Origin of the sequence: Serratia sp. 506_PEND, assembly GCF_001076875.1 — a bacterium.
Lineage (GTDB): Bacteria > Pseudomonadota > Gammaproteobacteria > Enterobacterales > Enterobacteriaceae > Serratia > Serratia marcescens.
The window spans coordinates 1-15,358 of sequence record NZ_JVEL01000593.1; the positions used below are offsets into that span (position 1 = coordinate 1).

The following is a 15,358-nucleotide window of genomic DNA, read 5'->3' on the forward strand; positions in this document are numbered from 1 at the left end:
GACCGGCAGGCACAGCAACAGGCCGGTCATCAGCGCCGTCAGCACGCACCAGGCCGTCAGGGCGCCGAGCAGCCCGTCCAGCCACGGGAACGGCAGGTCGGAGACGGCCGTCATGGGGTGGCCAGCCCGGTGACCCGGATGTCAAACACCAGGGTGGCGCCGCCCGGTATCAGCGGCGGCAGCCCGACCTCGCCATAGCCCTTGCCTGGGGGCACCACCACGGTCAGGTGTCCGCCGACACCGACCTTCTGCAGGCCGATGGCCACCGCCGGCAGCAGGGCCCCCACTTTGGCGGTCTTGCTCTGCCCGTGCGCCCCGGAGGGGTCGAACACCGTGCCGTCCGGCAGGGTGCCGGTGACGGTCAGTACCGCCAGGTCGGTGGTGCGCAGGCGCCGGCCGGTGCCCTTGTCGGCAATCAGGTACCAGGCGCCGGCATCGCTGTAGGCGCCCTTGCGGCGGCTGAAGGCAATGCGGTACGCCTTGCCTCGGGCCTCCTGCTGCGCCCGGGTGGCCCGCGCCTGGTCGGCGTAGCGGGTGTTGAGGGTGTTCATCACCTCGCCGATGTCGCTGCGGCTCATCTGCAGGTCGCGGCCGGCGGCCGCGTCCTGCAGGCCCTGCAGCACCCAGCTGCGGTCCAGGTCGACCCCCAGGGCCTGGCGGGCCGCCAGGGAGGCTTCAATCTCCTGCCAGACGCTCACCCCGCTGGCGTAGGCCTGCCGCTGAGCCTCGCCCTGCAGGGTGAGCGGCGCATCCGGCAGGGGCGCGGCCACCCGTTCGGCCGGTGATGCCGGGACGCCCGGGGGCGCGGCAGGCACAGGCGGTTCAGGTTGAGCGGATGGCACAGGCAGTGCAGGTGATACCGGCGGCGCCGGGACAGCGGCAACCCCCGCCGTCGCGGCCGGGGAGGCGTCCGGTGCGGTGGCAACCGGGGCTACCGCCGGGGTGGCCGGCTGGGGCCCGGAGGCCGGCGGGCTCGCCGGGGCGGGCGTCACCGTCTGCGCGGCGGCCAGCCGTTGCTGCAGGGCGGCCAGCTGCGCCTGCTGGTCGGCGAGCTGCTGCTGCAGCTGCGCCAGGGTCTGCGCCGGGGTGTCGGCCATCACGGTGGCCGGGGCCAGCGGCAGCTGCAGGGTGTCGGCCCGGGCGGGTGCGGTTATCGCACTCAGGAGGGCGAGCGCCAGCAGCGGCCGGCAGGGGCGGGTCGGGCCGGGCCGCGGGGCGGCCGGCAGGCAATGGGTCATGGCATGTCCTTGTGGGTGGAAGAAAGCGGTAAGGGCGCGAAATGCGGATCCCAGGGCACGCGCCGGCGGGCCTCGGCCAGCACGGCGCGGTAGCGGTCGGCGTCGCCCTGCAGGCGCAGCACGCCGAGCAGCATGCGGTAGCCGCTCGGGTCCGGATGGCGGCGCAGCCAGTCGTCAAGGAAGGCGGCCACGTCCGCGAGGCGCGCCGGGTCGGCGTCACGCTGGTACCACTGCAGCTGATTGAGCATGTGGCCGTAGCCGACGCCGTCGCGGTTGGCCCAGGGATTGACCTGCGCCGCCTGCATCATGGGTTGTATCACCACGCCAAGGGTCTGCCCGGCCAGGGCGGCGCCCTGGGTCACGCGGGCGGCGGTGACGCCCCAGGCTGCGGCAATCAGCCCGCCGGCCAGCAACAGCCCCCGGCACACCCGGGCGGTCACGGCGGGTGCCGCCGGGCCCGCCGCCCTGCGGCGGCGCAGGCGCGCCAGGCCGACCCCGGCCAGCAGGACCAGCAGCAGGGCGTGCAGGCCGGACTGATAGAGCGGGTACTCGGTCTGGGTGTGCAGCAGGATGGGCAGGCAGCACAGCAGCCAGCCCGCGGCGTCATGACGGGGGTGGTGGCCGCGGCCACCGCGCCAGGCGACGGCGGTCAGCCACAGCCCGGCCCCCAGTAACAGCGTCAGGCCCGCCACGGCCACGAGACCGCCTTCGGCAAACCGGTACAGCAGTTCGTTGTGTGGGTGGGTGACCACGACGGCCTCCTGCTGCACCTCCTGCAGGCGCGCCAGCGCGTCCGGGTAGAGGCCGACAAAGGTGCCGTAGCCCTGCCCGGTCAGCGGATGGTCTCCCCCGAGGCGCAGGGCGCCGCGCGCCATCTGCAGGCGCGCCACCCACCCCGACAGGTGGTCGACCGTCACGATGGCCGGGGCGGCAGCCGGGTGAACGGCCGCAGGCGCGGACACCCGGGCAGGCGCGGCCACTGCCGGGACGGGCGCCACCAGGCTCCCGCTGCCGGCCTGCGCCAGCATCAGCACCAGGCAGGGGGCTGCCAGTCCGGCGGTCAGGCTGCCGGCCACCGACAGAGCGGCCCGCGCGCCGGCGCGCCGGGCGGCCAGGCACAGCATGACGGTGGTGCCGAGCACCCCCAGGGCGCCGACGGTGGACTGGCACAGCACCAGCGCCCAGGCCAGCAGCGCGATGGCGGGCAACAGCAGGCGACAGCGGCGGGTGAGCCACAGGTGGACGGCGACGCCGAGCGCGGTGGCCAGGAAGCTGGCCATGACGTTGACCTGGAAGAAGGTGCCGCCGGGGCGCCCGTCACGCTGCGGCGGCATCCAGCCGTCAGCCGGGCCCGGCCAGTACACCTGACGAAAGACGACCGCTACCGCGACCAGGCCGGCCAGCACCAGCAGCGCGCCGGTCAGCCCCGCCGCGCCGGGCGAGAGGCGTCGCACGCTCAGGGCGCCGATACCGGCCACCATCAGCAGCACCCCGGCCACGTGCTGCACAGCCCCGATGCGGTCGGCCCAGGCGGGCATCCACAGCAGCGGCAGCGCCGTCAGCAGCAGCCCGGCACTCACCGCCCACCGCCAGGTGCGACCGCCGGGCAGGGCACTTCGCGACGCCCCCGCCGGCAACAGCACCGCCAGCGCCAGCAATCCCCCGAGCAGGGCCCAGGCCGTCCGGGCCAGCGGGGGAAACAGCACCCCCAGGGCGACCGCGAGGGCCGCCAGCACGGGCACGGCCGGCACGCGCAGGGACTGCAGTACGGCGCGCAGGTGAAGGCGGGTGGTCACTGGGTCACCAGTTGGGCTGTGACCGTGGCGGCATAGTTGCCTGACTCCTGTTTATCCGTGCCGGCGCTGCACAGCGTGAAGTTCAGGGTGTGGGTCTGTGCCCCTCCTGCTTCTCCCGGCTGGTACGTGTGCCACGGAATGGGGCGGGTCAGGTCAAGGCCGCCGGTGCAGCCGGCGCCGTTATTGTCCAGGTGGGTGACGATAATATCCTGAGAAAACACGGGGATAATGCCGTTCGCGTCCACAATAGTGCCACTCTGCCCGTGTATCTCGACACTGGCATTGACTGCGGCGTCAGGGCTGTTGGTGCCGGCGCAGGTGACGGTCAGCGGCAAAGATTTTTGGGCCAGGGCGGTACCGGGAGGCTGGCCGGCCATTACCACCCCAAACGGCACCTCAACAGTGGACGGCGAGGCGAAGCTGCAATTCAGGCCGGTAACCACGATGCGCGAGGGTAGAGCGATACTGCTTCTGGCACTGTAATATGAATAGTACGCTGCGTACAGAGCGGGAAAAGAGATGCTGCCCGGCTTTAGAGGCTGCAATGCATATGCGTTGAGCGTGAGGGTGCCGCTGAGGTTGCCGGCCCAATACGCCCTGTGACCCCGTTCCGAGCGAGAGGGGCATGGGCTACGAGGCGTACCCTGAGAGAAAAACGTTCGACTATCATCCCCCACCCGGGGCGAGCAACCGATGCCACCAGGGGTTGTGCCGGTCTCGTAGTGCCCGTCCGGGTAGGACATACTGATGACAGAGTCATTGGCAGAAGCTTTCCCGCCGCCCGGCGTGGCATAAAGGACGCCGTGCGGCACAAAGCCCAGTTGCCCCACCCCGCCCCCGGTCTTTGGCGTAAATCCCCAACTGCCATCGAGTTCAATTGCAGTCCAGTCACCGCCAGTGCAGTGCTTCTCCCCTGAGAGACAGAGTCCACCCCAGTCTGGCCCCTTAACATCGACGAATGTGCTCGGTATAACAGTCGTAAACCGCGCCCCGGTATCCCCTTTGACGTTTTGCGAAGACATCACAATGATGTCACCGGCCGCGCGGGCCGACTGCAGGGGGGTCACCCCCACCGCCATCAGTACCAGAGCCCAGAGCACCCACCGCTTGCGCGGCGCCTGCGCCTCGTCGCCGGTCACCCTGCGACAGTGTGTCAGCATTGCCATTGCTATTGTCATTATCTTGTCCTCTTCTGTCGGGCCAGCAGGCTCTCCGCCGGCCGGGTGTCAGTCGTGTGTCCCGGTATTCGTGGCGCCTGCGGGGGCTGCCGTCTTCGTGGTCTCTGCCGTGTTCGTGGCCTCTGCGTCGGTCGTCATCTCCGTTGCTGGCGAGGGTTCAGTGGTTACGTCGGGCGCCGGTGCTGGGGCGCCCGGCAGCGGCAGGCACGTCAGCGCCTGCTGGGCGATGTTCACCGCCGGCGCGCCCTGCGCGTTCGCGGCCGGCAGCCCACCCAGGTCGAACGGCACCCGGCACTGCCGGTCCGCGCCCTGACCCCAGCTCACCGTCAGCACCCCCTTCTGCGGCGCCCCCGTCAGGTACACCAGTCCGCCGTCGCCCACGATGGCCGCGTTCTGCACCTCGTCGTCCGGCAACGCCGCCAGCGCCCCGAACGGCACCGGCCTGCCCCGGAAGGTCAGCGTCAGCATGGCCTGACGCCCCACCCGGGTCTTGAATTTCGCCTCGACCAGCGCCCCTTTCGTCGGGTACACCGTCGCGCTGCCCCCCCCCACGTCCACCCCGTCCGGCAACGTACTCGTGTCCAGACTGACGCTGTTGCGCTGGTAGTTCTGCAGGTACGGCACCACCGCGTACCCCCGGCCGTCAGTGGTGCCGCCGCCCGACACCCCCACGCCGCCCGCGCCCGGCACCTCAACCAGCGCCATCGCATCGCCCAGCATGCGGGTCAGCGTGACCCCGTGCGGGTGCACCACCACCCCGCCCGAGGCGTTCATGCTCAGGGTGCGATTGGCCGGCGCGTAGCCGTAGCCCAGCCCCAGACTCCCCCGTCCGCCGCTGTAACCGAGACTCAGGTTGCCGGACCGTCCGCTCTGCTGGTTGTCCTCGCTCTGCGAGACCCCCCAGGAGAGATTGCCGTCCAGCAGCGCGCCGCTCATCCCCGCCTGCTGCGACACCCGACCGTGGTTGTCGCGCGTCATGCTGTAGTTGGCATTGATGTCCTGCACCGCCGGGGCGGACGGGTTGAAGATGCTGAACGGCACCGACACGTTCAGCGACAGCTGACGGTTGGTCGGCCAGCTGTCGCTGCCCGTCGATGAGGTGTGGTCGACGTCGTAGTTGAGCGAGTAGCCCACCCCCTTGATGCTGCTGTTGAACCCCGCGCTCAGGCTGTTGACCACCCGGTTCGTGCCCCAGTAGTCGGTCCGGCTGCCGCGCAGCGACAGCGACCCCAGCTCGCCCAGCGACTGGCTCAGGCTCAGGACCCAGCTGCTGCGCTGGCGCTCCGCCAGCCAGGGCGCGGCGCCCTCGCGCAGCGACTGGCCATAGGCCATCGCGTCCTGGAAGCTGTAGTAGCCGCGGGTGGAGTAGCGGTAGGCCGCCAGGTCAATGGTGGTGCCGGTGTCGGTCATGCTCTTGGTGTAGCGCACCCGGAACGAGGCGCCGTTGGACGACGACGGTCCGCTGCCCTGCGCCCCGGCGCTGCCGTCGCTACTGCTGTCATTGCCATTGCCGGTGCCCTGCCCCAGCTGCGCCCGCGCCAGCGTGGTGTCCACCGACAGCGCGCCCAGCGCCCCCAGCGAGGCCCCAAGACCCAGCGCCACCTGCTGGTAGCCGGTACTGCCCAGCAGTCCGCCGAACAGCGTCAGGTAATGCGGCAGGCCCACGCTGAGGGTCCCCAGCGCAAACAGCGGGTCGCGGGCGCCGTCGGTGTAACCGCCGTTGCGGTAGCGCCCGGCCGTCACCTCGTAATCGAACGCCCCCTGACGCTGCATGTCCGGCAGGGTGGAGTAGGTTTGGCTGGAGACGTGCCGGGTGCCGTCGGCCTCGGTGACCGTCACCACCAGTTCGCCGCCGTTACCGGCGTTATGGATGTCCGTCAGCCGGAACGGCCCCGGCGGCACGCTGGCCTCATAGATGACGCTGCCGTTCTGCGCCACCGACACCCGGGCGTTGGAGCTGGCCGTACCGGTAATGACCGGCGAGAAGCCGCGCAGCCCGGTGGGCAGCATGGCGTTGTCCGACACCAGCTTCACGCCGCGCAGTGGAATGCTGTCGAGTATCGTCCCGCCGGAGCTGATTTCCCCCAGGGTCAGGTCCCCGCGCAGCGCCGACACGTCGCGCTGCAGGTAGGTGCTGTTGAACTGCGACTGCCGACTGCTGTAGCGCCCGCCCGCCGCGCTGATGTCACTCTGGCTCCAGGTCATCGACGTGCGCAGGCGCCAGGCCCCCAGATTGAGCCCGCCGTTGACGCTGCCGAACAGGGACTGCGAGGTACTGGTCGCCGGGCCGGTCGTGCGGCTTTGTGTGCCGTTCAGCATGTAGCTGAACAGCAGCGCCGGCACCCCCTCGTCCCACAACTGCGGGTCAACCGCGCCGTCCGCCTGCACCAGCATATCCGCCTGTGGCACTGTGAGGTCCAGACGCAGGGTGTTCAGGCTGAACTTCACCGTCGCCCCGGACACCACCTGCGTAAGGTCACCCACCGGCTTGTCCGCCGGCAGCGCCTTGAGGGCCGGCACCCGGTCCAGGGCCACACCCCACTTGCCGAGCTCGGCCGGCGTGACCTGCGGGTTGACGTTGCCCTGCGCATCCTTCACGAACCGCACCTGCCGGGTGGCCTGCTTGTCGCCGTTGAGGTAAATGTCAACCAGGTAGCTGCCTTCCGGGGTCAGTCCCGCGGTCTCGAAGGCCGACAGGTCGATGGGGGCCGACCCGCCATCCCCGAGGAATGCCGGGTCAAAGTAGTCCCTTGCCTGGGCGTGCTCGCTGCCCAGACCGGCCAGCAGCAGGCAAATCACCCGCAGGCGGGTGCGCAGCCGGCGGCAGGGCGCCGGTCCAGGGCGGAAAGGGGGTCTGCCCACAGCGGGGTATGACGGTGTCAGGGGTCTCAACATCTTAGTTCCTGCTCGTTATTCAATGTCTGTTGTCTGTCCGGTGTCCGCGCCTTAGCGCAGCACCTGCGTCTGCAGGTCGGTCACCAGGCCGAACTCGTCAATCACCCGCCAGGTCACGCGCTCGCCGGCGTGGCCGGCGCCCGCCGGCAGCGGGTAGTCCTGCTCGCCCTTCGGGGGCGTCAGCACCCGCAGGGCCTCTGACGCCACCGGCTTGCCGCCCACCGACAGCACCCCGAAGGCGATGTGGTACGGGGTGGGATTGGTCACGCGCAGCCGTCCGCCGGCCAGGCGGACCTGCAGCTGCCCGGCCACGTCGCCGTCAAAGATGGCGTGCGGCTTGAGTCCGGCCGGGCGGTAATACAGCTTGATGAACTGCTGCAGCGCCATCACCACCCGCGGGCCGTCAGCACCCCCGGCGCCGGCCTGTCGGGGCGGGACCGAGGGAATGGCCTTCGATGACAGGAAGAACAGCGACTCCCGATCGGTCGGCAGGGCGTTGCCCGGCGTCACCAGAAGGCGCAGCGGCAGCCGGGCCTGCGGCCCGAGGCGCCTGAGCGGCGGGGTGACGATGAGCGGCGCCGGTGCGCCCGCCACCCCGGCCGCGCCCGGTGCCGCCTGCGGGTAGCCGGTCAGCCCGTTCGCCGGGTAAATCCGGTTCTCCACCAGGTAGGTGGCATCGCTGTTGTTGAGGGCGGCGACCTGGGTGCCCTTGCTGCCGTCGGCCATCACCACCGCCCGGGAGCGGTTGAGCCCGAACCCCGGGAGCCCTTCAGCCCGGGCCGCTCCGGCCTGCAGTATCGCCAACAGCGTCAGGCCGAGGGCCAGGGCCGCCCGGCGCGCCCGTGGCTGATGAGGGAGGTGACCGGCGGCGCCGGTCTGCTGCTGTGGGTAAACCATGTCTGCTCCTTTTGGGTGGTGTGCACGCCGGTTGCGCGCGCTTTTTTGGGTGCCGTCACCGGCCCGCGCAATACCCCGGCCGCTGCCCGACGACCGGGCGGTAGGCAAGGGGCGCCCCGCCCCGGATGGGGGAAATAGCCATCGGGGTGTCTGCTGCGCTTTTTTCTTTTTGGCGTGTTTCTTTTTGGTTTTTCTTTACACCGCCTGACGGTCGGGCCTTTTTCTCTGCGCCTGTTTCTCTTTTTTTTTCTTTATTTGCCGGCGCTTTTATTTTTCCGGTTTATTTTTTTGCTTCTCTGCTTCTCTATTGCGCCTGCGTCAAAAGGCGCCACCTGCCGGCGTTCTGTTTTTTTCATTTGTCGGCGTTTTTATTATTCCCGCTGCCGGACCGCCCCCGCCAGGCAGCCCTCGGGTAAGACTCCCCGGAAAAAAACCGGCCTCCCTGCCGGCGGTACTCCGGCGCGCCTCCCCGGCCGTTTACTGCCTGCGCCCTGGTGTCGGACGTCGTGCGCGCGTTGCCGTGCCGCGCGTCGTTTTTTTTGCCACTGCCTGTTTGATGCCGGTCTCAGTGCGCCTGCACGGCCTGGGTCTTTCTGTCCGTGCTGCCGCCGTAGTCGTTCATCACCGACCAGCTCACTGTGCGCACCGCCTGCGTTGCCGGCAGGCGCAGCTCACCGAACGGCGCCACCATCGATGCGCCCCGGTCCAGGTCCTGCGCCCGGCCGTCAAAGGCGAGGTAGGCGAACGACTGGTAGTACGGGGTGGGGTTCTTCACCACCACCGCCCTGCCGTCCGGCACAAAGCGCATCCGGTCCGGGGCGTCTTTCGGCGACACCGTCAGCCCCTGCGGGCGCCAGAACAGCTTGAGCACCGTGCGCATCGAGATGGACAGCGATGCCCCCACCTTTGCGGTGTCGCCCGCACCGGCCGTGCCGGGGGCGGCAGACTGGCCGGGGATGGCGTTGGCGAAGAAGTAAAACACCGACTCCCGGTCCGTCGGCAGCGCGCTGCCGGTGCGCACGATGCGCATCACGTTCTGCGCGTTACCGTCCAGCCGGAACAGCGGCGGCGTCACCAGGAACGGTGCTGCCGTGCGCGTCATCGCCTCGCCGGACACGCCGGCCTGGACCAGGTAGGGGGTGCTGCCGTCGTTTTTCACCGTCAGGCTGATGCCCTTCTCCTGCGCCCCGAAAATCAGCCGGTTGCGGGAAAAGCTCACCCCGCCCTCCGCCTGTGCCTGCGAGGCCGATACCCCGGCCGCCAGCGTCAGGGCCAGCAGGGCCGTCATTCGCCACCGTGTTTGCATCATGTGTTCTCCGTTGTCGTCATTCCCGCCGGGCGGGTCATTTATAGGCAAAGGTAAAGGTCAGCGGAACGCTGAGCGGCCCGGGCGTGGCGGTATTGCAGCTGTCGTTGCAGGTCACGCCCGGGTACAGGGTGACCTGCGCCCCCGCCCCCGACTCGCCCTTCTTCCCGGTCCAGACCGCCCCGCCGTCCCCGATAAAGTCCGTGGTGTTGAAGGTGGCGGCCCCGGCCAGGGGCGTCACGACCACCCAATAACCCTGGGCCTGGCCGGACTCGCTGCTGCCGGCAAACAGGTAGTCCTTGTCCGCCCCGGCGGCCGGGTGACTCCCCGAGAGCGTGACGCCCGGGGTGGTGCTCGCGTCCTTCAGGCCGCAGTTGCTCAGTTTCAGCGTCACGCCGCCCGCGCCCTGGCCGCGCGCCACCCCCTTGTCCGTCAGGTCACCGGAGGCAAGGTCGCCCAGGGGGAACGCGCTCGCCGGCGTCAGGGTGATGTCGCAGGCCTTCTGCACGGCGGTGGCCGTCAGCTCCAGGCCAGTGCCCGCATCCGCTGCAGTGGCCGGCAAGCTGCCGGCCAGCCCCGCCAGCAGCAACACCCCGGCCGCGCACGCGTATCCTGCCGGCCCGGTTTTCACGGCGTGTTTCGCTGTTTGTTTCACTGTTTGTTTCACCGCGCGCCCCGCTACTTGTATTCAAAGGTAAAGGTCGTTGTCGCCTTGACGGTGCCGAGCGTCAGGTTGTCAACTCCGCACCAGCCGGATCGCCCGCATGCCAGCCCGACCGTCAGTGGCACCGTTGCGCCATCGGCGACCTCCTCGCCCGGGCCGTACCACTCGTCTCCCGTGCCGGGCTTTTTGATATACAGGTGCTCGCCATTTTTCGCTTCAATATCATTCGTGTTATCCCCCGCCTCCTTCTTTTCCTTGTGGAGCACAAAATAGAGACCGGCCGAGGTGCCGCCGGCGGCGCCGGTATCGCGAAATAAAAACGGGCTATCCGTCTTCGGCGTCCCGCTTATTTTCACCGTCGGGCGCGCCGCCGGGCTCCTCAGTCCGGTGCACGTCAGCGTGATGACAAGGGGGGTGCTCCCGGCTATCGCCCAGGATGTGCCCACGAGCGGCGAAACATCGACGTCACCGAGGGCCACCGTATTCAGGGACGGGGTCGTGGTGCAGGTGCCCACGGGCATCGTGGCCGTCACGTCAATCTCCGCCGGGGCGGCCAGGCCCGCATTCGCCGTCAGCAGTCCGCTCAGTACGCACAGCGCCCTCAGGCTGCCGGTTCTGACTCTCATCATGTTTCTCCTGCCCTGTCGGCGGTTACGGGTACACAAACTCAAAGCCGATATGGGCCTTCACCGTGCCGCCCGCCGCCTTGTCCCGGGTGCATTCACTGCTGGGGCCGCAGGTCACCGCGGCTACCGGCGTGATGGTCACCACGCCGTCCACAATCTCGCCGGCCTGGTAAAACCCGCCAGGCTTGGGGATATAAAGGCAGCGATTGGTACCTTCAATGTCACGGTCATTGCCGCACCCCGCCCCCCGCTCGGGCTCGGTGGTACCTGTTGTGTAAGGTTTCAGCAGCGCTATCCCAACCCCCTTGGCCGTGCCGAGGTTGTCGAAGACGCCGGCAATCGTCTGCTGTCCGATGACCGTGATCTGCGGCTGTCCGCCGCCCAGCATCCCGCCCGTGCAGCTCAGGGTCAGGGGGAGTGGCATCCGGTTGACCCAGGTATAGTTCGCCTTGCCAATCAGCGACGTGGGGTCGACCGCGCCCAAATCGAGCGATTGCACCGCCACCGCGCAGGTCCCCTGCGTGACCTCCCACGAGACAGGAAGCTCGGCGGCCCGTCCCGGGCCGGCGGCCGGCAGGCCGGCCAGCGCCAGACCGAGCAGGCCCGGCAGGGCCGGGCGGTATGTTATTGCCATGCGTGGCTCCTCATGACTCAGTGGTATTCAAAGGTGATGACGACCGTCGCTTTCCCGATGCCGGGCTTGATGTTTCCCGCGGCACAATCGGCGGCGTCGCCGCAGGCCAGGGCGGCGTGCAGGTGGTAAACTGACGCGCCGACCGGCATGCTCTCCCCCGGGCTCTTCAGGTCGATGTACGCCCGCCCGCTGGTAAACGCCGCCAGCCCTGCCGCGCTGCCGGACGTCAGGGGGGTGTCAGCTTTGCTGCCGAACACCACCCCCAGCCCGGTCTTGTTGTCGGTGCCGCCGGCCACGATGTATTTTTGGCGCGTGGCGCTGCCGGTGGTGGCAGTAGTGCCTGCCAGCATGATAGCCGGCGTCTTGCCGGTTTCGCCGCCGCCCTTGCAGTTCAGCGTCACCGCCACCGGTGTGTCGCCCAGCAACTGCCAGGCCGTGTTCGGGGTCACCCCCTGCGGGGAGAGGGTTAAGGGGCCTGGCACCGTGACGTCGCAGGTGCCGCTGACCACGGTGTAGGTAAAGTTGATGTCGATGCTCTTGACACCCTCTTCCGCCCGCGCCGGGGCTGCGCTCAGCAGCGTCGCCAGCAGGAGTGTCGCCGTGGCCGGCAGGCGGCGCCCGCCGCCCCACAGGGTCTGGTGTTTCATGGTGTTGGTCTCTCCGTGCCGGTACGGTGCCGGTCGCTCACTCATTTGTACGCCAGTGAAAACCGGATGACGGCCTTCACCTCCCCGCTCGCCCCCGCGCCGCCAAAATGCTTTGTGCAGGTGGCAGCAGTGCCGCAGCCCACGCCGGCGTACAGCGTCAGGGTCGATGGCGTGGTGGAGGGCGGCGTCACCTGCCGGCCACTTGTCGTATAAAAATGCGCCGTCTCCCAGGCGGTGTCCTTCGTCTCGCTCAGCACAAAGCCCGCGCCCTGGGCGGCGGCGGTATCCGCCTGGCTGAACAGGTACCGGCCTTCCTCGGGCGGCATGTCCGGCGCCCCCTCCAGGGTGGGCCCCTCCAGACTCAGCGTCGGCTTCGCCTGGGCGCCGGGGCGCCCGGTGCACGCCAGTGTCAGCGTCACGGCCTGGGGCTGGTGCAGGACGCCCGCCTTCAGCGTCTCGCTCTGGAGGGCCTCGAACTGCAGCGTTTTGGGGTTCACGCTGACGGTGCAGGTGCCGACCAGGATGTTGGCGGTGACCGGGTACACCACTGCTGAGGTGACGTCCGCCCGGGGGGCGGCGACCGGCAGTGCCAGCAGCACGATGGCGGCCAGGGCCGTCCGGGCGCCCCGCCCCGGGCGAGTCGGTGTCAGGGTGTTCGTCATTGGTAGGCCACCTCAATCGTCACATCGGCGCTGACCGTGCCCACCGGGGGGCGGCCGGTGGCCACAAACCCGACGGCGTACGTCACCTCGGTGCCGTCCTCCGGGATGTGCCCGCCGGCGAAGTACCCTTTCCCCGAGACGGTGTCGGCCGTGACCGTGCCGTCGGCGTTCAGGAAGTCCGCCGGCCCGCCGGTGTACGCCCGGTCCTTGAACATGAAGCCCACCTCGCCGCCGTCGCTGCCGCGGTTGTTGAAGATGCGCGGGTCGTCCTTCAGGGTGGTGCCGCTCAGCACCAGTCCGACCGGGGCCGTATGGCCCGCGGCGCAGTCTTTCAGCGTCAGGGTCAGGGGCTGGACCGCGGCGGTGCGGCCCTGTTGCGCGAACAGGGCGGGAATGGCCGGCTCAAAGGTCAGCGTCTTCGGCAGCGTGAGGCTGCAGGTTCCCTGGATAACCGACACGGACAGCGTCAGCGCGTTGTCGGCGTCCTCGAGCGCGGTGGCATTGACCGGGGCGGCCTGCGCCGCGCCCGTCGCCAGGGTGGCCAGCAGGACGGCCAGCCGCTGCCCGTGCCGGGCAGTGCGCCGCCGGGCTGGGTGGTATGGGGTGTTGTGGGTGTTCATGCTCTGCCTCTCCGCCCGTTAGCGGATGGGGGTCGTGCCGCCGACCGATTTGCCGGCGTCGTCGAGCACACGCCACTGCGCCCGCTGCTTGAGCCGGCTGGTCGTGCCGAACGTCGTGGTGCCGAACGGCGGCAGCTCAGCGGCCTGCTGGCTGCTGAACGTCACCGGCCTGTCGTCGATGCGCAGGTCGCCCAGCGTTACGTACCAGGGGGTCGGGTTGTGCACCTGCACCCCGCCCGGAACGCGGGTAAAGGTCAGCGTTGCCCCGCCGCCCTGCGTCGGGGCCGCCAGGCCGTGCGGCCGGTAAAACAGCTTGATGATGCTGCCGGTATTGACCAGCAGGGCGCCGCCGGTGAAGCCGGTGGTGTCATTGCGTCCCAGCGGGTTGATTGACGGGATGGCAATCACCTTCAGGTACAGGCGGCTTTCCCGGTCGACCGGCAGCCCCTGCGGGTCAACCAGGCTGACGCGCACCTGCCCCTGTGCGCCGGGCTCCAGGCGAAACAGCGGGGGTGTCACCATAAAATGCGTCGAGGGCGCGCCGCCGTCCTGCGCGGTCAGGACCTGGCTGTGCACCAGCTTGAGGGCTTCGCGCTCGCCGCTATAAACCGCTATCGAGGCGACCCCCCGGTCCTGCTCCAGCACCAGCCGGGTGCCGCCCAGCATAAAGGCCTGGGCGCTCCCCGACAGGAGCAGCAGCGCCGTCAGTGCGGTGGTCAGGCTTTTTTTCATCCCCATGTCAGCTCCTCGCGTGGCCGGATACCTGTGGCCGCCCGAAGGGCGGCCAGAAAAACGCACGACGCGCGTGCGATGCCGGATTAGTTGTAGCCGATAGCCAGTTCTACGGCGGCTTTCAGCTTGCCTTCCTTCGCTTTGCTGAAGGATTTCATGGCGGCCGTCAGTACCACTGGATCCACGGTGACGGACGCCTGACCCTCACTGCCCTCTGAGTGGGCTTTCAGCGGGACCTCGCTCCCGGCAGAGCTGAGCGTGTTTTGATCGGCGTCTGTCAGCGAGATAGCGACACCGGTGTTGTAGGTGGCGCTGTCACCGAAGAGGCCCTGTGCCTTCAGTGTCGGAACGGTATCGCTGCCGCTGACCTTCAGCGCGAGTTTGTTGAGTCTGCTGGCGTCATCAGTTTCGCAGCCGCTGAAGTTCAGCGTGAACGACTTCTCATTGGAGATGGTATTGATGTCCTTGAACTTGGACGCCAGTGCCGTGCCCAGGTCCACTGGCTTGTCGCCGCCGTCCAGTGCGATGTCACAGGTGGTGGAGGCCACTTCACCGGTGATGTTGATGGTATTGGCGGCGTGGGCGACCCCGGTTGCTCCCATCACCAGTGATGCCAGCAGACCCAGATTGATAATGTGCTTGTTCATGTGTGTCAGTCTCTTTACGTACAAAAATGTAGTGATAACCCGCCGGACGGCAGGCACGTCGGTCGGGTCCTTCGTCGGTGGCAGCAGCGCTGCCGAGTTTGACATTTAGGACCATTTTGACAAACGTGGTTACAAACCAGTGCATTGCACTGGTGATTCATTATTGGGAAGCGGAAGGTGCTGTTATGACAAAAATAGGCAGGATAACATTTTGGTAACATAAAAACGGCAATGGAATGACATGACACGTGTCCAATTGTAAAAATCGAAAATGTCGACTAAGCTGGTAAAAACAATAAGAAAAGTCTCAACATTGAACGAGATGGGGCAGGGATATTCCTGATGCTTTACAAAACGATACACTCTGGGGCGGGGCGCCGGCCTGAAAAAACTGGCGGCGGGTTACATCGGCATTTACACTGTTTGACAGTTTGGTCCTAACTGTAAAACTTCTCGCCCTTCCCGTAACTGCCACACATCCCGAAAACGCGCCGCATTGCTGGCGGTGTACCGCACCGTGTGGCGGATGTTGCGGTGCCCCAGGTAGTCCTGTATCAGCCGCGTGTCCACCCCCCGGTCCGCCAGCGCAAACCCGCAGGCGTGGCGCAGCATGTGCGGGTGCGGGTCGACCACGATGGCCGCCGCCCGCCCCAGGTCGCTGATGACCTGGTAGATACGCTGGCGCGTCAGCGGTCCGCCCTGGCGCGACAGGAACAGCCAGTCGCTCTGCGCGCCCTTCATCGTTGCCCGCACCGCCAGCCACGCCTGGATGGCGAGGATTTCATTGTGCAGCAGCGGGTGGCGGGTACTGAAGCC

The 15,358-nt window shown here is 68.3% G+C and carries 16 protein-coding genes; 1 reads left to right on the top strand and 15 read right to left on the bottom strand.

Annotated features, from left to right (window positions below; translation table 11 throughout):
• Positions 1–110: 110 nt before the first annotated feature.
• From ADK28_RS26725 to ADK28_RS26745, 5 genes are read right to left on the bottom strand one after another with little or no spacing between them, the layout of a single operon-like run.
• Positions 111–1,238: an FKBP-type peptidyl-prolyl cis-trans isomerase gene (locus tag ADK28_RS26725; protein ID WP_048797145.1), complete on the bottom strand. Its 1,128-nt coding sequence runs from the start codon at positions 1,236–1,238 to the stop codon at positions 111–113.
• Complete coding sequence (locus ADK28_RS26730; RefSeq protein WP_048797146.1) at positions 1,235–3,034, bottom strand: PglL family O-oligosaccharyltransferase; 1,800 nt, start codon at positions 3,032–3,034, stop codon at positions 1,235–1,237. Before ADK28_RS26730 ends, ADK28_RS26725 begins: the two co-directional genes overlap by 4 nt.
• Positions 3,031–4,212 (bottom strand): hypothetical protein, encoded by a 1,182-nt coding sequence (locus ADK28_RS26735; RefSeq protein ID WP_048797147.1) that lies wholly within the window; start codon positions 4,210–4,212, stop codon positions 3,031–3,033. The genes ADK28_RS26730 and ADK28_RS26735 overlap by 4 nt, the downstream gene beginning before the upstream one ends.
• Before the next feature lie 48 nt (positions 4,213–4,260).
• Entirely contained in the window at positions 4,261–7,107 is a 2,847-nt protein-coding gene (locus tag ADK28_RS26740; protein ID WP_082172350.1) for a fimbria/pilus outer membrane usher protein, read from the bottom strand.
• Between the two features lie 51 nt (positions 7,108–7,158).
• Positions 7,159–8,004 (bottom strand): fimbrial biogenesis chaperone, encoded by an 846-nt coding sequence (locus tag ADK28_RS26745; protein WP_048797149.1) that lies wholly within the window; start codon positions 8,002–8,004, stop codon positions 7,159–7,161.
• A gap of 125 nt (positions 8,005–8,129) precedes the next feature.
• Between ADK28_RS26745 and ADK28_RS31910 the strand changes: the two genes are divergently transcribed.
• Positions 8,130–8,420, top strand: a complete 291-nt coding sequence (locus tag ADK28_RS31910; RefSeq protein WP_147882798.1) for a hypothetical protein — start codon at positions 8,130–8,132, stop codon at positions 8,418–8,420.
• Between the two features lie 149 nt (positions 8,421–8,569).
• Here ADK28_RS31910 and ADK28_RS26750 read toward each other — a convergent pair whose 3' ends face one another.
• From ADK28_RS26750 to ADK28_RS26795, 10 genes are all read right to left on the bottom strand, one after another.
• A complete protein-coding gene (locus tag ADK28_RS26750) occupies positions 8,570–9,313 on the bottom strand; it encodes a fimbrial biogenesis chaperone (protein ID WP_082172351.1) in 744 nt (247 codons plus the stop codon).
• A gap of 34 nt (positions 9,314–9,347) precedes the next feature.
• On the bottom strand, positions 9,348–9,977 hold the full coding sequence (locus tag ADK28_RS26755; RefSeq protein WP_147882797.1) for a hypothetical protein: 630 nt from the start codon (positions 9,975–9,977) through the stop codon (positions 9,348–9,350).
• 11 nt (positions 9,978–9,988) lie between these two features.
• The gene (locus ADK28_RS26760) at positions 9,989–10,603 is read right to left on the bottom strand and encodes a fimbrial protein (RefSeq protein ID WP_048797152.1); all 615 of its coding nucleotides are present in this window, start codon (positions 10,601–10,603) and stop codon (positions 9,989–9,991) included.
• A gap of 22 nt (positions 10,604–10,625) precedes the next feature.
• Positions 10,626–11,234, bottom strand: coding sequence for a hypothetical protein (locus ADK28_RS26765; protein ID WP_048797153.1), 609 nt, complete (start codon positions 11,232–11,234; stop codon positions 10,626–10,628).
• A gap of 17 nt (positions 11,235–11,251) precedes the next feature.
• A complete protein-coding gene (locus tag ADK28_RS31075; RefSeq protein ID WP_048797154.1) occupies positions 11,252–11,881 on the bottom strand; it encodes a fimbrial protein in 630 nt (209 codons plus the stop codon).
• 41 nt (positions 11,882–11,922) lie between these two features.
• Positions 11,923–12,543 carry a fimbrial protein gene (locus ADK28_RS31915; protein ID WP_048797155.1) on the bottom strand — a complete coding sequence of 207 codons (621 nt, stop codon included), beginning with the start codon at positions 12,541–12,543 and terminating at the stop codon, positions 11,923–11,925.
• On the bottom strand, positions 12,540–13,163 hold the full coding sequence (locus tag ADK28_RS26780; RefSeq protein WP_048797156.1) for a fimbrial protein: 624 nt from the start codon (positions 13,161–13,163) through the stop codon (positions 12,540–12,542). Before ADK28_RS26780 ends, ADK28_RS31915 begins: the two co-directional genes overlap by 4 nt.
• An 18-nt stretch (positions 13,164–13,181) precedes the next feature.
• The gene (locus ADK28_RS26785; RefSeq protein WP_048797157.1) at positions 13,182–13,901 is read right to left on the bottom strand and encodes a fimbrial biogenesis chaperone; all 720 of its coding nucleotides are present in this window, start codon (positions 13,899–13,901) and stop codon (positions 13,182–13,184) included.
• Positions 13,902–13,981: 80 nt separating this feature from the next.
• Complete coding sequence (locus ADK28_RS26790; RefSeq protein WP_048797158.1) at positions 13,982–14,542, bottom strand: fimbrial protein; 561 nt, start codon at positions 14,540–14,542, stop codon at positions 13,982–13,984.
• 414 nt (positions 14,543–14,956) lie between these two features.
• A partial coding sequence (locus tag ADK28_RS26795; protein WP_048795738.1) for a tyrosine-type recombinase/integrase occupies positions 14,957–15,358 on the bottom strand: 402 nt, incomplete at its 5' end.